19 protein-coding genes are annotated in these 22,756 nt (G+C 32.4%); 9 read left to right on the forward strand and 10 right to left on the reverse strand.

The genetic code is table 11. The features are described from left to right. Positions 1-47: 47 nt before the first annotated feature. Together ABD816_RS07395 and ABD816_RS07400 are read right to left on the reverse strand one after the other, a co-directional pair. Positions 48-1,142, reverse strand: a complete 1,095-nt coding sequence (locus tag ABD816_RS07395) for a chorismate-binding protein (RefSeq protein ID WP_344926050.1) — start codon at positions 1,140-1,142, stop codon at positions 48-50. 1 nt (position 1,143) lies between these two features. Beyond that, positions 1,144-1,569 carry a PaaI family thioesterase gene (locus ABD816_RS07400; protein WP_344926052.1) on the reverse strand — a complete coding sequence of 142 codons (426 nt, stop codon included), beginning with the start codon at positions 1,567-1,569 and terminating at the stop codon, positions 1,144-1,146. A gap of 85 nt (positions 1,570-1,654) precedes the next feature. Between ABD816_RS07400 and ABD816_RS07405 the strand changes: the two genes are divergently transcribed. From ABD816_RS07405 to ABD816_RS07420, 4 genes are all read left to right on the forward strand, one after another. Then, entirely contained in the window at positions 1,655-2,215 is a 561-nt protein-coding gene (locus tag ABD816_RS07405; protein WP_344926053.1) for a TetR/AcrR family transcriptional regulator, read from the forward strand. Between the two features lie 3 nt (positions 2,216-2,218). Then, positions 2,219-3,067 carry an alpha/beta hydrolase family protein gene (locus ABD816_RS07410; protein ID WP_344926055.1) on the forward strand — a complete coding sequence of 283 codons (849 nt, stop codon included), beginning with the start codon at positions 2,219-2,221 and terminating at the stop codon, positions 3,065-3,067. Between the two features lie 12 nt (positions 3,068-3,079). Beyond that, the gene (locus tag ABD816_RS07415; protein WP_344926057.1) at positions 3,080-3,706 is read left to right on the forward strand and encodes an alpha/beta hydrolase; all 627 of its coding nucleotides are present in this window, start codon (positions 3,080-3,082) and stop codon (positions 3,704-3,706) included. Between the two features lie 146 nt (positions 3,707-3,852). Further along, on the forward strand, positions 3,853-4,206 hold the full coding sequence (locus ABD816_RS07420; protein WP_344926058.1) for a 7(1) septoil knot domain-containing protein: 354 nt from the start codon (positions 3,853-3,855) through the stop codon (positions 4,204-4,206). Positions 4,207-4,355: 149 nt separating this feature from the next. Here the strand turns inward: ABD816_RS07420 and ABD816_RS07425 are convergent, their stop codons facing one another. After that, positions 4,356-6,209 carry a toxin-antitoxin system YwqK family antitoxin gene (locus ABD816_RS07425; RefSeq protein ID WP_344926059.1) on the reverse strand — a complete coding sequence of 618 codons (1,854 nt, stop codon included), beginning with the start codon at positions 6,207-6,209 and terminating at the stop codon, positions 4,356-4,358. A gap of 78 nt (positions 6,210-6,287) precedes the next feature. Then, the gene (locus ABD816_RS07430) at positions 6,288-6,935 is read right to left on the reverse strand and encodes a DUF2459 domain-containing protein (RefSeq protein ID WP_344926061.1); all 648 of its coding nucleotides are present in this window, start codon (positions 6,933-6,935) and stop codon (positions 6,288-6,290) included. A 334-nt stretch (positions 6,936-7,269) separates the two neighbouring features. On the opposite strand from ABD816_RS07430, the gene ABD816_RS07435 reads away from it, so the two are divergent. Next, entirely contained in the window at positions 7,270-8,097 is an 828-nt protein-coding gene (locus tag ABD816_RS07435) for an energy transducer TonB (protein WP_344926063.1), read from the forward strand. Between the two features lie 72 nt (positions 8,098-8,169). Here ABD816_RS07435 and ABD816_RS07440 read toward each other — a convergent pair whose 3' ends face one another. Together ABD816_RS07440 and ABD816_RS07445 are read right to left on the reverse strand one after the other, a co-directional pair. Then, the gene (locus ABD816_RS07440) at positions 8,170-8,865 is read right to left on the reverse strand and encodes a cyclase family protein (protein ID WP_344926065.1); all 696 of its coding nucleotides are present in this window, start codon (positions 8,863-8,865) and stop codon (positions 8,170-8,172) included. A gap of 28 nt (positions 8,866-8,893) precedes the next feature. Then, positions 8,894-11,896, reverse strand: a complete 3,003-nt coding sequence (locus ABD816_RS07445; RefSeq protein ID WP_344926067.1) for a hypothetical protein — start codon at positions 11,894-11,896, stop codon at positions 8,894-8,896. 222 nt (positions 11,897-12,118) lie between these two features. On the opposite strand from ABD816_RS07445, the gene ABD816_RS07450 reads away from it, so the two are divergent. Next, positions 12,119-13,732 (forward strand): PhoX family protein, encoded by a 1,614-nt coding sequence (locus ABD816_RS07450; protein ID WP_344926069.1) that lies wholly within the window; start codon positions 12,119-12,121, stop codon positions 13,730-13,732. A gap of 44 nt (positions 13,733-13,776) precedes the next feature. After that, complete coding sequence (locus ABD816_RS07455) at positions 13,777-15,660, forward strand: cytochrome-c peroxidase (RefSeq protein WP_344926070.1); 1,884 nt, start codon at positions 13,777-13,779, stop codon at positions 15,658-15,660. A 63-nt stretch (positions 15,661-15,723) separates the two neighbouring features. On the opposite strand, the gene ABD816_RS07460 is transcribed toward ABD816_RS07455, so the two are convergent. Next, positions 15,724-16,494, reverse strand: a complete 771-nt coding sequence (locus tag ABD816_RS07460; protein WP_344926072.1) for a T9SS type A sorting domain-containing protein — start codon at positions 16,492-16,494, stop codon at positions 15,724-15,726. Positions 16,495-16,785: 291 nt separating this feature from the next. Between ABD816_RS07460 and ABD816_RS07465 the strand changes: the two genes are divergently transcribed. Continuing rightward, positions 16,786-17,988 carry a sensor histidine kinase gene (locus ABD816_RS07465; RefSeq protein WP_344926074.1) on the forward strand — a complete coding sequence of 401 codons (1,203 nt, stop codon included), beginning with the start codon at positions 16,786-16,788 and terminating at the stop codon, positions 17,986-17,988. Between the two features lie 139 nt (positions 17,989-18,127). On the opposite strand, the gene ABD816_RS07470 is transcribed toward ABD816_RS07465, so the two are convergent. Then, a complete protein-coding gene (locus tag ABD816_RS07470) occupies positions 18,128-19,678 on the reverse strand; it encodes an NAD(P)/FAD-dependent oxidoreductase (RefSeq protein ID WP_344926077.1) in 1,551 nt (516 codons plus the stop codon). A gap of 169 nt (positions 19,679-19,847) precedes the next feature. After that, positions 19,848-20,576, reverse strand: coding sequence for an NYN domain-containing protein (locus tag ABD816_RS07475; protein ID WP_344926184.1), 729 nt, complete (start codon positions 20,574-20,576; stop codon positions 19,848-19,850). A gap of 136 nt (positions 20,577-20,712) precedes the next feature. Here ABD816_RS07475 and ABD816_RS07480 point away from each other — a divergent pair, with 136 nt between their 5' ends. Beyond that, the gene (locus tag ABD816_RS07480; protein WP_344926078.1) at positions 20,713-21,228 is read left to right on the forward strand and encodes a porin family protein; all 516 of its coding nucleotides are present in this window, start codon (positions 20,713-20,715) and stop codon (positions 21,226-21,228) included. Between the two features lie 235 nt (positions 21,229-21,463). Here the strand turns inward: ABD816_RS07480 and ABD816_RS07485 are convergent, their stop codons facing one another. Continuing rightward, on the reverse strand, positions 21,464-22,708 hold the full coding sequence (locus tag ABD816_RS07485) for a DEAD/DEAH box helicase (protein WP_344926079.1): 1,245 nt from the start codon (positions 22,706-22,708) through the stop codon (positions 21,464-21,466). Positions 22,709-22,756 lie beyond the last annotated feature (48 nt).

Consider the following 22,756-nt stretch of genomic DNA (forward strand, 5'->3'; position numbering starts at 1 on the left):
CTAAATTACAATATCGGTTCATTTAAAGCCAATATTTTAAAAGTAATTTATGATAACACTTTTTTCATGGTAGCTGTTTTTCTTACAGTTTCTTCCCATTCTTTCTCAGGGTCAGAATCTTTTGTGATTCCACCTCCTACGTATAAGACAGCGTACTCATTTCTAATTTGCATACATCGTAGATTTACAAATAAATCTGATGTAGTTTTTCCATCCGTATGGACATTCAATTCACCCAAAAAACCTGTGTAGTAACTTCTATCATACGTTTCGTTGTTTACAATAAAAGTAGTAGCTTCTTTTTTTGGTAATCCACAAACTGCAGGTGTAGGATGTAATACAGCAATTATATCTTTGATAACTGATGTACCTCCTTTCAATATTCCTTTAATATCTGTACGCAAATGCAATAATGTTCCGGCCTTGTGTGTATAAGTTTCAGAATGTGTAACATCCGTAACTACCTTAGATACTTGTTTTAGCACAAAATCAGTCACCATCGCCTGCTCTTCTATTTCTTTTCTTCCCCAGGCAACCTTCATTGAATCAACATAGGGTTGTGTGCCTGCTAGTGCCATTGTTACAAATTCATCTCCTTTGATTTTTACTAAAACCTCTGGTGTCGCACCAAGCCAGGTTCCTATTTTAGGGTGATACCAAAAATATACAAATGCAGTGGGATAGTTTGCTATCAATTGCCTAAAGATTTGTAATCTTTTTTTATCAGAAAAAGGAGTTTCTTCTTTACGGGAAAGAACTACTTTTTCAAACGTTCCTTTAGAAATTTCATGAATCCCATGTTTTACCAATTCCAAATGGAGTTTTTTTGATGAAGTATCCTCTTCTTCTATTAGATTAATACTATCTGTATGTTTATCAGCAATAATATCCTCTCCGTCATTGTACGCAATAGTAGTTTGATACTTAATGCTCTGGGTATCCGGAATTAATATTGCTCCTCTGGTAGTATCAAAAGGTGCAAAAATAAATCCACTATCGTCATAAGAATTGACGGTATGCAAGTCTGCATTATTCTGAAGGACTGAATATATAGTATTTTCTTCTGGTTTCCGGTATATCACAAATGGTAATTGCTGATCTAATTGTGATTGAATATGAGCATATAGTTCCTCTATATTCATATTATTTAGATTTTGGCAATGCCATTGTTGTTAGTTTTACAATAGAAATTAAAGCACCTTTTTCATCACGTATTTTGATGTCCCATAGCTGCGTAGTTCTTCCTTTGTGTACTATTTCTGCTCGTGCATACACAAATCCTTCCTTTATACTTTTTACATGGTTTGCAGAAATTTCTATACCACGTATATAAAATTCTTTAACATCTAAAAAAACGTAAGAAGCTGCGCTGCCAACGCTTTCTGCCAAAGCTACCATAGCACCTCCGTGTAAGACACCATCCGGTTGATGTACTCTTGGTGTTACAGGCATTTTTGCAACTAAATAATCTGCTCCTACCTCACAAAAAAAAATCTCCAGCGTCTGCATCAGTGTATTCTTACACATGGTATTACACATTCTTAAAATTTCTTCCTTGGTAGGTTGCATGATTTCTAATTTTAAGTAAAAATAAACAATGACTTTTAATAATTCTAACTATATTTATTTATTATTTTAACGAACGTTCAATAAAATGCCTAAATCAAAAACATCTAAGAAAGAGGTAATATCCAAAGTAATCCCAATACTTCGCTTACGTGGTATCAATAATAGTAGTATGAGTGAACTGGCTAAAGCTTGCGGTATACAGAAATCTCATTTTTATTATTATTTCAATAATAAAGAGGCCTTAGTAAAAGAGGTACTTGCCAGTATTCATAGTTATTTTAAATATAACTTTTTTAAAATAATTGAAAACAGAACCCTGAGTATTCAGGATAAAATAAAGAAAATTAATTTTCTGATTGATACTATGTTCAAAAATGCAGATGGTTGTATTATGGCAAATACAGCCTTAGAGACAGCACACCTCAACCCAACATATCAAGATGAAATTAAGCATTTCTTTACAGATTTTATTCTCGGCCTTAGTGTATTATTACAACCAAATTATTCTGAGGAAGAAACGCTTGTACTAGCAGAACAAATCGTTCAGGATCTGGAAGGCGGAATTCTACTAATGCGTATTTATGATGATCATAAATATGTGAATAATGCAATGAAACGAATGGAAAAAATAATTCTCAATTCTTAAACAATGAATTCACTTCATATACAGTCTACAGATGGATACCCTATTTCAATTCATGAATTCGAGCCATCTTTATCCAATAAGAAAACCATAGTCTTTGCTCCTGCTATTGCTGTACCACAGAAATTTTATTTTAAGATGGCCTCGTATCTCTCAGAACGTGGATGTCATGTATTTACTTTTGATTACCGCGGTATCGGCACTTCTACATCACAAAACATCAGGTTATTAAAAAAGCATGGGTTTTTTTCCTGGGCTGAGGATTTTAAATCTGTATCTAAATTTGTATATCAGAAATTTCCTGACAATAAACAGTATATGATTGGCCATAGTTATGGAGGTAATAGTCTAGGTTTTAGTGATGCGTTTCAATATTATGATGCCTATATAACTATAGGATCTCAGTATGGATTCTACAAATACTTTACTCCAAAAATGCAGGTATTAATTTACCTGAATTTTAAATTTTTTGTTCCTATCACAACATCTATTCTGGGATACTATCCTTCTTCTTGGTTCGGATTAGGTAGATCACTTCCTACAAAAGCAGCTAAAGATTGGGCAATTTACCTGTTACATCCGGATTCTATGTTAGATTTTACAAAAAGAACACAAAAAACATATTATCAGGATATTAAATCAACCATGTTATTAATTAGTATAGATGATGACCTTTTTGCTCCAAAGAAGTCTGTTGATATTTTGGGAGAGCTGGTATATAGCAATGCTCACATACAGAGAAAACATATAAAACCATCAGATTATAACTTAAAGACTATTGGGCACTTTGATTTTTTTAGACAGAAAAATCAAGATATCTTGTGGCCAATTATCAATGAATGGTTTGATTTATAAAAACACTTAATAATGGAAAAAGAAGTTACTTATCAATCTACAAATACATATGATACACTTAATACCTTAACCTCTAATACAAAAACTGTATGGTTAGTATTTCATGGGATTGGATATTTAAGTCGTTATTTTATTCGTTTGTTTCAAAGTTTAGATCCTACAGAAAATTATATCATAGCTCCGCAAGCTCCCTCTAAATATTATAAAAACAATGAATACAACCGTGTAGGTAGTAGTTGGCTTACTAAAGAAAATACGAGTATAGAAACTGATAATGTTTTAAGGTATATAGATGCTGTAGTTACAGAAGAAGACCTCCCGGGAAACATTAGATTTATAGTATTAGGATATTCTCAGGGCGTAAGTATTGCCAGTAGATGGATCGCAAGTAGAAAAGTCTATTGTGATGATTTTATCATGATCTCCGGGGGATTTCCTAAAGAATTAAGTAAAAATGACTTCTCTTTTCTTACCAAAAAGACAAAGGTCACCCATATTGTAGGAGAGAATGATCCTTATTTTGAAAAAGCAGTGGTAGCAAAAGAAATAATAAGAGTACAAGAAATTTTACCTCAAATTACTTTTAAAACCCATTCAGGTGGTCATGAATTAGATATTACAACCATAGAAAATATTTAATATTGTTCTAGTCTTAACGTTTAAAAACGTCTTATTAGCTGACTCGATACCTGAATCTTTGTTTTAGGCACTGTATTAAGAAATATCCGTATTAAAATAATTCAATTAAGGCAGGATTTTTGATCACTAATTTCAAAATTATGATTATGAAAACAGCTTTACTCAGTATATGTTTATTAGCATCTATGGCTTTTAAAATACCAAATAATAGTACTACTATTTCTTCAAACCTAAATCAACAAATAGATTCGTGTCATTTTAATGGCATACAACTGTATGGAAAAGTACAATTTGTAGAATATGAGTCTAATGCTGATATTACAGTACAAATAGTAAACAGCTTTCCTGATCTAAAAGTACAATTTGTGAATAGTTATCCTAATGACTGCGGAGAATGGCAGATTGTAGAATCTTATGGAGATATCAAAGTCTATGTTACTGAGAGCTTTCCCGATATCAAAATACAACCGGTAACCAGTTTTCCCGGAGTATCAAATTAATAATAGCGTGTTGCTATTGTCTGTATGGATCATCTCTTTTTAGAATACTGACCAATCAATTCATATAACCTATGATTATTATATAGGAAATGACTGACATAAAAAAATGGCTATGGTAATCGAAAAATAAAACATATAATCCTCTTATATCAATGAAAAACCTCCTCAAAATATGCTCTAATTGATGTTAAATTAATTCCTTCTTTGGTCGCTACCAGCTTTCCTTCTTTATAGACCTTAACTGTATGAGAATTTTTGATTTCTTCAATCAGCATCCCTTCCATAGGATTGCTATGTTCATCAAATTGAATAAATGATATGATTTGATCATCAGTAAATTCTAAAGAAACGTTTTCCTCTTCAAAAATATTATTTTCTAGTTTGTCAAAAATAGTATCTGCTTTATAATCATTTGCAGTTAATCTACCATACAACTCTATCAGAATACTACCTTGATAAGCATCTACCTGAGTCGTCTTTTGTTCAGAAAATGAAGGCATACGATATTCATATTTTTCTAATTTTCCTTCTTTTAGATAATATAATAGTCTTACATTACTTAAACTTTTTATATTTTTTTCCTTTCGGGAAATTTCATGATCCTCATCCATTAATAAAATATTCTCATTATCAGAAACTATCCTAAGATTGGGATGGGTTCCTTCTGTAATAATATATCCAGAGGTTGTTTTGACCGTGGTGATTACATTACCATAATGCATTGCAAAGACCCACAGAATTAACCCCTCTCGCTTTCCTTCATTGAATTTACGTATAGTCAGGCTATTTTTGCCCCATTCATAAGTTTCTCCATCATAAATCTCTCCTTTCTTATAAATAGATTTTGTAGATAATAATGGCTGCTCATAATCATTACTCATAATAGATTGAGGTGAATACTGATATTTTTTAATGCCTTTTTCATAATAATCTACCACCAATATTTCTTTAATATTTTTTATAAAATACCCCTGATAAGGGATTCCATCTTTGTATGCTCCTTTAGGATGTGTAACTCCTTCAATCCTGAATGATTGATAGTGCTCTTCAATAAGTTCTCCAGCCTTAAAAATTTTAATCTCTTCTCTGCCTTGTCTATCTTTTGATACTTGTTTTCCATCTAAAACCCCTTCTTTAAGTGATTCTATAGTTCCTTCTTTATCAATAAAAATCCCGGTATATGCTTTTCCGTCTTTATAAAACATCTTATAAAACTCCTGGCTTTTTTTATCATAGCTCATTCGTTCTCCTACCAATTGCTTATCTTTCATATGATAATAACCGATTTCCTTATTCTCTTCTTTACTAAAATATCGTTGTTTACCCTCTTCTTTACCTTTACTTAAATTAACAATCTTAATAACCCATTCGTCTCCATTCCATTCTGGCTTAGCAAAAGTACCATCTGACTTTTCATTATTAACATATACACCTTCTGCTATTAACTCATTTTTTGCAGTATACACCTTCTCCTCTCCTTCCTTATTGCCTTGTATATAAGTAGAAATAAATGTTAGCCCTTGTTGTTGTGTATAAAAACGTCCTTCATATGGCTGTCCTTTTTCATAGATTCCATCTGTAATTATAGTACCATCATTATTATAAGTTTTAGCTTCTCCAACTCTTAAATTATTTAGATAATTTTGCTCAGAACGTAGATTACCGTCTTCATAAAATGTAGTTTCTTTACCATTAAATTTACCTTGTGCATAATTCCGTACTATTGACAGGTTTCCATTCTTATAATACCATTCTATTTTCCCTTCATATACTTGTTGATCGTCTTTTCTAACCCAACCCTGCATCTGTAAATTTCCATTGATATAATAGTCTTTAATTAATATCAAATCTTCTTTTTCTTCTAATGGCAAGGGTCTAAAGAAATGAGCTTTAGCCTTTATAGTTTCTTTCCAATCAACATTGTAGTAAATAGTATCTTTTTCCTGAGCTTTTAATTGAAATATGAATACTAAGAAAAATAAAGTGTAGTAGTTAAATTTCATAAAGGATGTTTTTCTTTGCTAAAAGTTAAAGCTTTTTTGATAAATGATTAAAATTGTTTTTGATACCATATGATATGTTTATTCATACTTATGGATCAATCCAAAATCAAAGGGAGTCCAGAAACAAGCTTTCAAATTACTTTCCTTAAAGGCACTATTTGCCCAGGAATTACAGGTTTTAAAACATGAATAACTACCGTTAGCTTTATAAAAGGTATCTCTTCTTGAATATCCGCTATCCGGGACATGAAGAATATCATTTTGTGTATCCTTTTTAAATGAGGATAAGATATACGCATTTAACTTTTCTAATTGAGCAGAACTTACGTATACCTTACTCCAGGTTTTGTGCACCTGACTGTACCTTGTAACATGCATCAATGTTGTACTTTTTAAAAATAAGGCTCCAAAGGCATTATTAAAAGTTAAATCACCCCAGGTAGGAGTATGTATATAAAAGTTTTCATCTCCCCATCCAAAAGCTACATATGTATCTGTTTCTTTTACCTTTAATGGATTTTTTAGTTTTATCTCCAGAAGATCATAAGGAATAATAATATCAAGATGTACCCCATTTGTAGTAAGATAAACAGCTTTGTTTGATTGATTAACAACTTCATCATTATTGACAGTGATATATGTCATAAGCAATGAAACAACCATATAACTCGTTGGAATTAATAACAGATATAAAACCCATTTCAACGTTCTTTTTAGTATTTTCATATCAAAGTAGTCTTTAGCACGTTACTTTCTGTTAGTAAACAAAACGATCAAGAACTAAAAATACAGAGTTTTAACTAATATGAATTGTTTTCTTTAAGTTTCTCCTTATAAATTACCAATTAAGGTTAAGCAATAGAATATTTCTTATATATTTTATCTATACATTTATCCCAGTTTGTAATGAAATTATTGATTATATTTTTAATTTATATTTACAAACAGATTTACTACTCTAATGAAAATCAATTAAGAAGTAAAGAATATTTTTAATCCTATACTGCGAAGCTACTCACTGTTTCAACAATGTAATTATACTTTTTCCACCTTTTACAATATGAAAAATACAATTATCTTATTAACTTTAACCTTGGTTATTACTTATACTCAAAAAATTAATGCTCAGGTTACTTATCCTGATTGTGAAAAGGCTAAAGACCTAAACAAATGCTACGATAATAAAATACTGGCTTTTACGGATTCTCTATTGACCAAGACAATTAAAGAAAAAATTATCCGGTTCTCTAAAAAGGATACTATACAAATCTACTCTCGTATCAATTTTTTAAAAACAGGTGAGGCAACAAAATCTTTATCTGAGTTTACTATATCAATAGATAGTATTGATCATAGCGAGTTGGATTATTTAATTGGCAAATTACCAATAGTTAGTCCAGCTTTAAACTATGATGATGAACCTATGGATTATACAATGAGAGCTCCCATAAATTTTAAAATAGATAGGCTTACACAAGAACTTGTCCCTATAAAGGAACACGAAACAATTGAGTACGAAAAATCACCTGCTAAAATAGTGGTTAATGATCCAGATCAATTCCCTATTTATGAAGGTTGTGATAATAATTTAACACTTATAGAAGCCAAAAAATGCGTACAAACTATAATTTCAAAACATATTGGTGATAATTTTAATATGCAAATATTAAATGATAATGGGATTCCTTCATCTAAAGTATTTATTTTATTTAAGGTTAATAAAGAAGGAGAAATTATAGATTTTAAATCCAGAGGACCACATCCTGCCTTAGACATTGAAATTACTCGAGTAATAAAATTATTACCTAAATTTATTAAACCCGCCATGAAAGACGGAGAAGCTGTTTCCGTTCCATTTGGTATGGCTGTCAACCTTCAATTGAACTAAGTATTAATTATAAGCTGAATAATCAAACCAAAAAATGAATACTATCTCTAAAATATTAATTTTACAAAGATTCTAATTTTCAAAGACAGCCACTGCTCTTACGGGTGATCCCGTTCCTCCTCTAATTTTTAATGGTAAACCTATAAACCTAAAACGCCCTCTACCAACTAATAAATTTAAATTAATCATATTTTCGTAATGAGTAAAACCTAATTCACCGCAAATCCTATGTACTTCTTTATTAGAAACTTTAGGCACTCCCGGAGACATGGTTTCTACACCAAAAGCTGCAATCTCTTTTTCGCCAAACCATCGTGCTACTTCTGCTGTTATTCCCGGACCGTTTCCCCAATCATCACTACCAAAATTCTTTCTATAGTGATCCGTATATAGTAAGATAGTATCCCCTTTTTTGATATCAAGTTCATCATTTAAGCAGGCTTTTTTGATTTCATCTAATTCTATCAACTCCTTTAATCCTTTATATGATAAATCAAGACATATTCCTTCTGTATAAAACATTGATAATGGCATGGTATCAATAGACTTCTCTTTATATGCTTTGTCCATATGATTTAATGCATCCACATGGGTTCCTGTATGCTCGCCCATTTCTAATTTATAAACACTTGGTGTAACTGTAGTAGGGTTCTTGATACCTTCCCACTCTTCGTGGGTATTATGAATACTCATCTTTACTTGTGGTAAACTTTTATAAACAGGCATCCCTGTAAATATTTCCTGACTAAGGTCTATAATTTCACTCATTATCGTATTATTACTATTAATTGTAGTATCAATCAATAACCACTGTTAATATATTGTGCATTTCTTTATTATCCTCTAATGTTATCACTTTTGTTCTTGCAGATTCATTTTTCTTTCCCCAATTTTTATAAATAGTAGCGTAGACTTTTGTTCTTGTTGATGTTCTGTTTCTATTAGACGCAAAATATTTTACCTTTACTTCATATTCTCCTTTTTTAGCATCCTGTAGGATATACATTTCAGGGCCGTATCCCTGAGTTACATCTGCAGTCATATATCCACCTATTTTTGTAGTATTATTTTGATAATAGCATTCTTCTCCAGTAGGTTCAACCACATGTAAGTCGATATCGGTATTATCAGTATTCCATGAAATAACCAGCATTAAATCAGCGTATTCTTCTTTAAATTCGCTTCTCAATGTTTTGTAACGCGATGTTGCATATGTTGCTAAGGCAAAATTAGCTCTATCTTTTATCTGTCCTAACAAATTGAGGTATTCCAGTGCTACAATCCTCCTAAATTCTCCAAAACGAGGGTCCCATTTTGCAGTAATAGCAATCTCATAATACAATAAAGAGAGTTCATAATTCTCTATATTAGCTAATGATTTTGCTATTGCCTGATAAGTTTGAGGTTCATAAGGTCTCGTGGTCAATACTCTTTTAAATAAATAGTACGCTTGCTCATTGAGTCCCCAATCAAGAGCTGTAAATCCTACATCTCTTGCTAAAACAGTGTTTCCTGGATTTTTCTCAACTAAGGAACTTATTACTTTTAATGCATCTGATGCGCCATATTTTTCTAACCTTCTATTAGCTTCTTCAGAAACTACATCGTAATTAAGTTTTGGTTGTAATAAAGAGTCAGAAAATTGTGTCGGGATCTCCTTCTTATATATGGAGGCACACTCCAATTCTTTTTGAATAATAGAGAAATTGGCTTCTGGGGTTTTATCCACCAGAATCTCAAGAGAAGCAGGAATAGTAAAATCCATACCATCTGTATTAGCTAAATGTTCTATCCATTGCTTAAAAGTGTTTTTAGAGCTTCCCAGTAGTTCTTTAATATCCTTTAGCACTACTAATAATGTTTCCTGAACCGTAGTTGAAGCTACTACATACGCATCTTCTGTTGCTCTTATATTATATGCATTATAGTCTTCTTCTGTGTCCAACATAAGAAGCGAGCAAGTTTTACCTGGTATTTTAAAATGTTTAGCATAAGCGATAGACTTTTTTTCTGTAACATAATCGAATTCTTCAAGAATACCAGTAGCGATTTGACCGTATACTCTGGATGTCAATTCAGAATCGATGGATGTATTGATCTCCATTTCAATTTCTTTCATACTATTATTCTGAGAAACTTCTAAGTGTACTTTTGTCCCTTTGGAAATTGTTCCTCTTCCTGTGATCAATAATCTTTGACCTTCGTATATATAATCAGGTCTACCAGCAATCAAAATATCTTGTGTATCCGGAATACTAATCTGATCAATTCTCCAAGGTACTGTGGCAAAGGCTGTACTTACTTTTTGTATTTCATCTTCTCCAGTAACAGAAAACAAAGCTCCTCCACTAGATCTGGTTAAGTGATTTAATGTAGACAAACTTGTTCCGGACATTCCGGTATTGTACGCAAAAACACGTTCATTATTAGTAAGATGTCCAGCCATCTTATAAGCATCGCTTTCTCCCCAGGTATCCGCCCCATCACTCATCAAAAATATGGTATTACTAGTATTTTTTGTCCACTCTGCATTAGAAATAGTCGATAAGGCAAAATTGATGTCACTTGCGCCTTCGAGTGCTATCTGATGAGCATACTCCAGAAATGCTTTTACATTTTCTGGAGTATTTTCTACCAATTCCTTTTTCCACCAAAATGTTTCTATATTAAATAACATAACGGTAAATTTCTTAATAGTATTTGGGTTATTTACTAAAATTGCTTCTGTTAATTGAAGCCATACATTAAACTTATCTGGATTAGAACTTAAAGAAACATCCAATGCTATTATTGCATTATCACTAATTTCAACTTTTGAAGAAGGAGGCAATACAGGTGTTATGGAACTGGCAAAATAAGAAGGTTGACCTTCTATTTTAGGGCTTTGTAAAGCTATATTCTTACTATCTTGATATCTAATTTCAATTTCTTCCTCTTTTGGATTTACCATTCTAAAGGTTTCCGTTGATTTTTCAGATTGCATCTTTATATCCGGAGTAATTTTAAATGATACTTCTTTAATTTTAGCAACTTCAACATCTAAAACCAAGGGACAATCTACCTTCGGAATAGAAAAATTATATACCCAGTCGTCATCTATAGCGGTCAAATTAACATCATAACCAATCACTATACGATGTAATTTATTAGGCATTAATGGATACACCTTACAATTATATACATCAGCTCCAGCCCATTCTGCTAACGCTGGATCAACTCTTCTTCTCACCGTCTGTCCATAAGCAAAAGCTGCTTTTTCTTTTTCTACCACTCTGGCAACCTTTGGAACGCTCCAGGAGTTGGATCTCATCTCTCTAATCTTCTCTTCAGAAAAAACCAACGCTTCCTGATCAATAAACGGAATAGAATCCTTTCTTTTATCTCCATCTAAAAGTATTGATTCACCAAAGGCAAAATAATAAGGAGAAGCTCCTTGTGGTAATCTCATCTTAAATGTACCTTCTAATTGCTGATCATTATCATTATAAAAAAAACAATCAATCAAGACTCTTGCTCTAATCCCATCTACCTTAATGGCTATCTGAGAACCTTTAAGAGCCAACTGTTCATTATCACCTACAAACAATGTGGCAGTATTTACTATTTTATTTGATCTTTTCCAGGTTTTTGAACGATTCTTACCATCTTCTGAAGACTTCTGAGGTTCTGTAATTTCTTCATAATCGTCACTTGCCTCTTCTGACATCTCAGCGGCTACCATTCCCATTTCTCTATGGCTATTACTACATCCACTAAAAAACAAAACAGAAAGAAATAAAAAATAATAAATACTTTTCATAGGCTATTAGATTTAATTTTAAACTATATCAAAACGTATGGTTAACTAATACTATTAATGTCACAATATCCGAAAATGTTACCAATCAGCATGTGGTTTACAATAAATTTACACTCAAAACAATAACATAATGATATTGTAATATATATAAAACGCGGACATAAGACTAACATAACAAACTGTATATACTTTTGGAGTCTAACACTAATTAATTAAAAACTCATGAAAAGGAATATTGTAAGTACATTTTTTTTACGCTCAACAATGCTATTAGTTTTGGCTACTGGTTATATAAGTTGCAATGTAGAAGATGGGGTAGATGGACAAAATGGCGTTGACGGTGTCGATGGAGAAGATGGTACGGATGGAGAAGACGGAGCAGATGGGGAGGATTTTGTTACAGAAGAAACTATGTTTAGTCATAAATCTCCCGTAACACCTTTAATCCAGATGTCTCCTCAATTTGGGTATGTAGATGCATATACATTAATGACCACTACTGATGCACCATTAGGAGATAATGGTTTTAAACTGGCAGGATCCGCTGATGGAGCGGGCTTCTTAAAAAATGAATCAGGAGACGGTTATATCTATATTGTTAATTGTGAAGATAGTTATGCTGTTGCACGTATTTATTTAGATGAAAATTTAAATCCAGTATCAGGAGACTACTTACTAAACTCAGAAGTAGCTGATTATGCACGTCAATGTTCAGGTACCATGTGGGAAAAAGAAATACATGGAGGTTCTAATGATTTATTTTTATCCGCCTCAGAAGATTATCATTATACTGTAAAAGGAATTGACCCAAGAGTCACTACTCCAACACCATCAGCAGATTTTGGTCTGGATGCACTAGGTCAGTTTCAATGGGAGAATGCGGTACCACTTCCTAAAGAAACATATTCTGGTGCTACGGTAATTATAGGTGGTGATGATAACAGAGATCCTGCTACAGCGATGGGACAATTAATTTTATATTATTCTCAAAATGGAGACGACGATCTACAGAATGGAAAAATTTATGTATTGAGACTGAAGCAAGTATCAGATGGTTCTGGAGGAATTGTAGATGTTACACCTGATACTATGTATGATGAAGGGGATATTGATTACCAAACAGAATATGAAGTAGAATTCGTAGAAATTGAAGATGGTAAAAATAAAACATATGAGGAAATGGGAACTGCCTGCCTTGATAACTTTGCATCACAATTTATGAGAATAGAAGATGTGGACTATCAAAAAGGAGCTGATGAGAATGCCAGAAACATATTTTTTGCTGTAACAGGCAGAGGCCCTAATAGTGGAGTTACTATGAATAATTGGGGGACTGTATATAAATTGGTTCTTGATGATATAAACCCATTAGAAGGAAAACTTACTCAAATTGTAAGTGGCAATGTAAGTACCGAAGACTCTTTTAAGGGAGATGGTGAATTATCTATCTTACAAAGCCCCGATAACTTATGTGTTACAGAAAACTTTGTGTATATACAAGAAGACCCTAATAGTGAGAATCGTGGACATACTGCTTATATTTATCAAACCAATCTTAATGGTTATCAGCCCAGAGTTGTCATGGAAGCTGTGGTTCGTCAAGATCTGGATCCTACAAATGATGCACGTTTAAGAGATATTGAATATGGAGCTCTGACAGATATATCGGATAAAATAGGGGTTCCTGATACTTTTATTCTAGCTGTACAACCTCACTATTGGCAGGATGAATCTTTTCTCTCTTTAGACGGTCATTTTTTTCCTGATGTAGGTGATGGACAGGATGAAGATTTTCAGGCTTCTCAGCTCCTTATATTAAAAGGATTACCAAGATAGTTTTCACCCAATATAAATTTTATCAATAAGGTAAAAAGTTTTCCATGAACATATGGGAAGCTTTTTACTTTTTTCTAAAAATGGATATGAAAAAACAACATGTTACAATTTTGTTACTCCTGATATCTGGTATCGTATTATATTCTTGTCATGAAAGACAAAAAAAGTCTCTAAATGATGCTTATGAAGATTTAGAAACTGTTAGTTGGATTAGGGTTCAAGAATATTATAAAAATCATATTAAAGAAGCTATTATAATGCTAGATTCTGTGCAATTAGCAATACCGAATCAAGAAAAAACGACCTATTTTTTTAAAAAAGCAAGAATTGCATTTAAAAAAGCTGAGCCCTACGCATCATATCTAAATCCTGACGTAGGTCATAAAGTTAACGGTCCTGCATTGCCTACATATAAGGAAGACAGTGGTAGAATTATGGATCCAATAGGATTGCAAACAATGGAGGAATACATATATGATGGAGATATTAATAATCCAGACTTTAAAAAAATTACAAGTATTACCAAAGGCATGTTTGCAATTTTAAAAAAAGATCTTGACAAAAGAAAGTTAAACCCTGAGCGATTTTTTGTTTCTACACATCAGCAATTATTCAGATTGGTAAGTTTAGCCATGGCTGGATTTGATACTCCCATAAGCCAACTTAGTATCCAAGAAACATCAATTTCGTTACAGAGTCTACAATATGTATATGAACATAGCATACAACCAATCATACTGAAAAAAAAGCCTGTTTTAAACGCTTCTTTTATCAAAAGTATCAATAAAGCGGTTCAGTATATCGGCGAGCATGATGATTTTATAAATTTTGATCGCTTCACATTTATAAGAGATTATCTTAATCCTATTACCAGAGATTGGGTAGCTATAAGAAAGGAAAGTGATCTATGGAAAGGATCTTCGTCATTTGCCATGAATTTTGATGCTCCTACCTTTTTTGAAGAGAACTCTTTCAATATGGATTTTTTTAAATCTGCCAAAAATAGAAAACCTTCTAAAGATCAGATTGAATTAGGTAACAAACTATTTTTTGATCCTAAAATTTCAAAAAACAAAACTATTTCTTGTGCTACATGTCATCTGCCAGAAAAAGCATATGCAGATGATGTTGCATTGAGCAGTGATAACTCTGGTATCCGATTACAGAGAAATACGCCTACACTTATGAATGCTGCATTTCAAAAAGCTTTTTTTTGGGATGGAAGATCTGCTACCCTAACGGATCAGGTCAATGCTGTTTTCAAAAATAAAAAAGAGTTTGACACAGAAATCCATCAATTCTCAGGAGAGATACTACAAGACACCACTTATTATTCTTTATTACAGAAGGCTTATGGAAAATTACCAAAAGGAAATCAAGAAATCATACGTGCCATTTCATCTTATGTTGCCACATTAAAAGGTTTTAATTCAAAGTTTGATCAGAATATCCGTGGAGAAATAGATACTTTTTCTGATTCAGAAAAAAGAGGATTCAATTTATACATGGGCAAAGCGTTATGTGCTACCTGCCATTTTATACCCTTGACTAATGGAACCGTTCCTCCTTTTTTTAAAGAAACAGAAAAAGAGGTAATTGGTGTTCCTGCAACAACTTCAAATAAAAAACTAGACGACGATGTTGGATTTTATACAATGTTTGAAGAAGAAATTCATAAGGGAATGTTTAAAACTCCTACTATACGAAACGCATCACTAACAGCTCCTTATATGCATAATGGTGTATATAATACTTTAGAACAAGTATTAGAATTTTATAACCTTGGAGGGGGTGGCGGATTAGGTTTTGATTTAGAATATCAAACGCTTCCTTTTGATAACTTAGAATTGTCTGATCAAGAACAAAAAGATATAATTGCTTTTATACATACTCTGGAAGATGTAACTATAGATACCAAAAATTATTAAAATCAAAAGGCTAGGTGAAAATACCTAACCTTATGATTTTATTTTTGATTTATTAAGCGAATTTTATTCTTTAACGATTTTTAAAGTCATATCTCCTTTATTTGTATTGATTGCAAGTAGATAAATCCCACGAGAAAGATTAGAAATATTTAACTGATTAAAATTAGCCTGTGCTATATCTGATTTTACTCCTTTAATATCGTAAATGGATACTTGTTTTATATCAATATCAGCATCTGCATCGATATTTATAAAATCTGTCGCAACTGTAGGAAAAACATTGACTTTATTTTTTAATATTGCAGCAACTTCTGTAACTGATAAAGCCACTGGCTCAATTACTCTAATGTCATCTATTAGTACATTAAAAGGATCATCATCAAAAGTTCCTAAAGAAATGGACAAGTCATAATCACCATCTATATCTGGAGTAAATGTATTTTCTACTTCTGTCCAATCATTATTTTGAGCAAACCGATTAGAAGACAATGTGGATGCACTTCCGGCTCTTGAAATTTGTAACGATATCGGATGAGAACCATTAAAATTAGCGTCTATATATCTATATTTATAAAGTATAGTATACTCTATATTAGCTTTCATAGGTACCTGACTTATAATCTTAGGCCGCATAGTATTATCTGTGATTGCAAATAAGCCGCTTGATGTACCTTCTTCAAAATCCATGGTGTTTTGAGTAACACTATTTTCGGTTACCCAAGAATCTACCAAACCTTCTGTCCAGTTTTCTAATCCTCCATTTATGATTACATCAGTTTGAGATAATAGTGTGCCCCCTGATAACAGGACAATAAAAAATAAAATTTTTTTCATCTTTATATTGTTTAAATTAATAGATATTTTAATGATTTCAAAATTATGAATTATTTAGAAGTTTTTAATAGTGATGCTAATAACAATCACTTTTTTTAACTTATTGTTTATTTTTATTAACTTATCGTAATACTTCAATAAACTTACACTACTATTTTTATGCTCCATACGTAAAATTTATACTTTTTTAGAATTATTATAAAAATTGTTCGTGATAAACCTTCTTTTTCTAATATATTTTTGTTAATTTTATTAACAATTGAAGCATAAACCCGACTCAGGAAAAAGAAGATGATTGCACCGACCCTCCCCACTAATGAAGAGTTCAGACTAGACGCTCTTAAATCCCTTAATATATTAGATACTGAAGCAGAAAAAGAATTTGATGATATTACAAATTTAGCAGCTTATGTATGTAATACAGAGATTGCTTTGATTACTTTAATTGATACGAATAGACAATGGTTTAAATCTAAACATGGTCTGGATGTTTGCGAGACTCCTAGAGAACACTCATTCTGCGCACATGCAATTTTAGAACCAGAACAGCCTTTTATAGTCACAGATGCAAGAAATGACCCAAGATTTGAAAAGAATCCATTGACAGCTAATGATAAAATCGTAGTTTTTTATGCCGGAATTCCTTTAATAGACAAGGATGGTTTTGCCTTAGGAACCCTGTGCGTTATAGACAGTACTTCTAAAAATCTAAATGAAAAACAATTACAATCTCTTACATCTCTTGCGAATCAAGTAGTATTACTTTTTGAACTTAAAAGAAAAAACAAAGATTTAGAAGAAATTCAGGATACACTAAAACAACGTAATGAATCTCTCAAAGAATTCGCTCGTGTAATTTCTCATGATCTTAAAATGCCATTGGCTAATGTGATTACTACCTGTGATCTTCTTAAGCTAAAACTAGGTGATCAATTAGATGAAGAAACACTGGAATATTTTGGTTATATCAAACAATCCTCTTTTTCAATGAGTGATTATATAAATGATATTTTAGACCATTATGAAAGTGATAGCCTGGTTCAAAATGCTCCAGAAACCTTCTTATTAAATGATTTATTGGATGAAATTTGTGACTTATTGGGTCTTAAAACTGATAATGCCATATTTTTTCCTTCAAATAACCCTACAATCGTATGTAATAAATCTGCATTAAAGCAGATATTTTTTAATTTAATAGGAAATAGTATTAAATATAATGATAAAGATTATATCAAAATACATATTGAGAGTACAGAAGATGATGTTTTTTACTATTTCAAAATTACAGATAATGGAATGGGAATTCCTAAAAATGAAATCAAAACTATTTTTGAACTATTCGCTACTGTTAATGGAGTAGACAGAAATGGAAATAAAGGAAATGGAATTGGATTATCAACTGTAAAAAAATTAATACAAAATCTAGGAGGATGTATTAAAGTAAAATCCACATTAGGTGTATTTACCACTTTCAACTTCTCTATTAAAAAATAACTAGACTTTATCATCTCTATTTTAAAATAAAGACTTTGGCTCTAGTTTTCTCTAAACGAGCAGAATATAGATGTTTTTTTTCTAAATCAATAAGCAACTGCCTTTTTAAGTTTCTGAATGCCTTTGATATTATGGTAAACTATTTTTTAACGCAAGCCTCTGCACATTTTTCTCCATCAATAGCTGCAGAAATAATACCACCTGCATAACCTGCACCTTCGCCACAAGGGTACAGTCCTTTAACCTGAGTATGTTCTAAAGTTTTCCAATCTCTGGGAATTCTCACTGGAGATGAAGTTCTGGATTCTGGTGCATGTACAACCGCTTCATTAGTTAAATATCCTCGCATACTTTTATCAAAAGCTTTAAACCCATATTGTAAAGTTTTATGTATAAACTCAGGAAATACAGTTGACATATCCGCGCTGGTAAGCCCAGGTTTATAAGATGTATCTGGCAAATGAGTAGAAACTTTGCCTTGTGTCATATCCAGAAGTCGTTGCGCAGGTACTTTTTGTGTCTCACCTCCTACCCTCCAAGCCTGTTGTTCAATGTTTTTCTGAAAATACATAGCTGCTAATGGTCCATACTTAGCGTACTCCTTAAAATCATCTAGGCGTAACTCAACCACAATACCACTATTAGAAGTGGGTTGATCCCTTTTTGAAGGTGACCACCCATTAGTTACAACTTCTCCGGGCTTGGTTGCACAAGGAGCTATCACACCACCTGGACACATACAGAAAGAATACATCCCTCTACCTCCCACTTGTTTTACAATACTATAAGGAGATGGAGGTAGATAAGGGCCACGCACTTCACATTTATATTGAATCTGATCAATCAATTGCTGTGAGTGCTCTACCCTTACTCCTAGTGCAAAAGGTTTTGCCTCTATAGCAACCTTCTTTTTATATAATAATTCAAAAATATCTCTAGCAGAATGTCCAGTTGCTAAAATTACTTTATTAGTCAGAATCTTACTTCCATCTTGCAAAGTGACACCGTTTATTTCATTATTCTTTATTTCAAAATCGGTTACCCGTGTTTCAAAATGTATTACACCTCCACATTCAATAATTTTTTTTCTAATAGATGCAATAATGTCGGGTAATTTATTAGTCCCAATATGTGGATGTGCTTCTACCAAAATTTGATCCGTAGCACCAAAACCCACTAATAATTTCAGAATTCTATGGACATCCCCTCTTTTTTTGGATCTGGTATATAATTTACCATCGCTATAGGTACCTGCACCCCCTTCTCCAAAACAATAATTAGAATCTTCATTAACTATGTGATCTCTATTAATTGCTTTAAGATCTCTTCTTCTTGCTCTTACATCTTTACCACGTTCTAAAACAATAGGTTTAAAGCCTAATTCTATGCTTCTTAATGCTGCAAAAAGTCCTGCAGGGCCAGCTCCCACAATAATAATTTCTGATGCATTTGATACATCCGGATATATAGGTAATTGGATAGGGGCTTCTGCATAAACTTCATTTACAAATACATTTATCTTTAAGTTTATCTTAATCGCTCTTTGACGTGCATCTATGGATCTCTTAAGAATTTGTATATGTTTGATTTCCTCTAATGGAATCTTATTTTTTTTAGAAACCTGATACTTTAATTGGTTGGGATTCGCAGCAGTTTCTGGCGATACTTGTATGGTAAATTCGTGTTGCAATTATAAATCTTCTAATTTTTGCGAAGATACAATACTTAAGTGAACTGTATAAGGTACTAAATACGAAATCAGACATCAGAACTTTTCTAATGTGAAAAAATAATCAAACAAAAACGTAAAGGTATTTAAAAACATAAACCTCTAAAATCTAATAATCAACGTATGTAAATTATACATTACGAACATAAACCAATTTAAACTTTTTATTATTTTGAGTTCGTTTTTCGATTTCGAATTGATCTAGTGAATTGAATAAGGGAGTCAATTTTTCAAATCCAAAATTCCTGGAATCAAAATTCGCTTGTTTTTTAAGAATTAGAGACCCTACATCTCCCAAAAATGCCCATCCGTCCTCATCTGCAGCATCAGAGACAGAATTTTTTAATAATCTAATTACTTTTGGAGTTATTTTATCCAGATTAGACTTAGTTGATTTTCCTTTTTCATCTTTCTTTTCAGTGTCTGTTTGAAGAATTTCCAGGTAAATAAATTTATCACACGCTACAATAAACGGATCCGGAGTTTTCTTTTCTCCGATACCATACACCACCATACCTGCTTCTCGCAATCGCATTGCCAATTTGGTAAAATCACTATCAGAAGAAACCAGACAGAAACCATTCACCTTTTCTGAATACAGAATATCCATAGCATCAATAATCATAGCAGAATCTGTTGCATTTTTACCTGTAGTATAGCTATATTGCTGAATTGGATTTATTGCATTTTCCAATAATACATTCTTCCATTTTGCGAGATAAGGTTGTGTCCAATCCCCATAAATTCTTTTAATGGTTGGTGTACCATATTTAGTAATCTCTTCCATCATCACTTTGATGTATTTTGCCGGTATGTTATCGCCATCGATTAAAACGGCTAATTTTGTATCTTTTATCATCATGTTTTTAAAGGTACGAAACCCTCCTGGATGATCATCAAAAAATCTGAAGACCCTTACAATTAAAACGGAATCTTTACCTTTATTATTGAGAATTAAGATTATATTTGATATAAATAAACAATCTATTATACACATGAAAAAACTTATTTTAGTAGCCATAGCGCTTATCGGATTTACTACAACATCTCATGCTCAGTCTTTTAAATTTGGTTTTAAAGGAGGTTTAAATTTTGCAACTATCAATGGTGATGGCATTGATGCTGATTCCAGAACAGGATATCATTTAGGAGCTGTTGGACAAATTGGTGTCGGTCCATTATTTGCCATCCAACCTGAGATTTTATATTCTGCACAAGGAGCTAAGGATTTTGATATTGACTATCTTAACGTACCTATTTTAGTAAAATTAAAATTTGCCAAATTTCTTAGTGTAGAAGCAGGTCCTCAATTTGGTTTTGTCGTAAATGATGATATCAAAAGCGGAGGAGAACCAGAAAGTTTTGATATGAGTGCCGCTATCGGAGCGGGAGTAGAATTCAGTAAATTCTTTGCCCAACTGAGATATAATATTGGTCTCACTGATGTTACAGATGGTGGGGATATTAAAAACTCAGCCTTTCAGGTATCGGTAGGTTATTATATTTTTTAAAAACTAATAATACTAATACAGTTTTAAAACAATACCCCATTGGATTCTAGAATCCAATGGGGTATTGTTTTAAATAGTTCTTTAAGCAGAAAGTAACGACAAAATCATATTATTATATGATATAAGAAGAAAAGACTTCTTTTTACTCATTCTTGCGTCTAAATATTCTGGTTCTTCACCTTAAGACCCAAGGAAGAGCCTCGAGTAAATACTATGGTAAACTCTAGTCATCACTTCAATTAGAACTCCTTCGCTTTCTACTGTAATTTCTATTATTTCGATTCGAATTAGAATTCCCTCTGGATTTTGCTTTTTTCTTAGAAGCTCCCCTGCTGTTATCAAAAGTAAAACTTGGTTCATATCCCTCAATACTATCCTTTGGTAAAGTCATACCTAATAACTTTTCGATACCTATAACATAGTCAACTTCTTCATCAGAAACTAAGGAGATGGCTTCCCCACTGGCTCCTGCTCTACCTGTACGTCCGATTCTGTGGACATAATCTTCAGAAATGTTAGGTAATTCATAATTAATAACATGAGGTAATAATGGAATATCCAATCCACGGGCGGCGATATCTGTAGCAACTAATACTCTGATTTTATTCTTTTTAAATCCATCTAATGCCTTTGTCCTTGCCCCTTGGCTTTTATTGCCATGTATTGCAGCAGAGGTAATCCCGTTTTTTACTAACTTTTCGCTCAATCGATTAGCACCATGTTTCGTTCTGGTAAATATAAGTACCTGTTTCCAGTTACCATCGGCAATTAATTGAACCGTTAATGCGGTTTTTTTTGTTTTATCGACTAAATACATTTTTTGATCTACCTTTTCTGCAGTTGTATTCTCAGGAGCTGCTTCTACTGATACTGGATGGTGTAAAATACCACTTGCCAATTTTTTAATTTCTTTAGAGAAAGTAGCAGAAAAAAGTAAATTCTGACGTTTCTGAGGTAATAATGCCAGAATTTTATTAATATCCCTCTGGAAACCCATGTCCAACATACGATCTGCTTCATCTAATACTAAAATATCGACCTGAGATAGTGATAAAGCCTTTTGATTATGTAAATCTAATAATCGTCCCGGAGTAGCCACTAATACGTCCACCCCGTTTCGTAAAGCTCTAATCTGTGGATTGGCATTCACACCCCCAAAAATCACCAGAGATCTAATATCTACAAATTCACTATATGCTCTTACATTATCTAATATCTGAGCAGCTAATTCTCTTGTTGGCGTTAATATTAGTGAGCGAATGGGTCGTTTTCTCCTCTGTTCTCCCTCAGATAAAATTTGAAGAATCGGTAACGTAAAACCAGCAGTTTTACCAGTTCCTGTTTGGGCAGATGCTAAAACATCTTTTCTTTCTAAAATAAAAGGGATTGCTTTTTCTTGAATTGGTGAAGGCTCAGTATACCCTTTTTTATCGATTGCTTTCAATAAAGCATCAGATAATCCTAATGATCTAAATGACATAAACATTGTTTAAGAAATACAACCTATACAATGATTTAAAATTCAAAA

The sequence above is a fragment of the Aquimarina addita genome (assembly GCF_039539305.1).
Classification (GTDB): Bacteria; Bacteroidota; Bacteroidia; order Flavobacteriales; family Flavobacteriaceae; genus Aquimarina; species Aquimarina addita.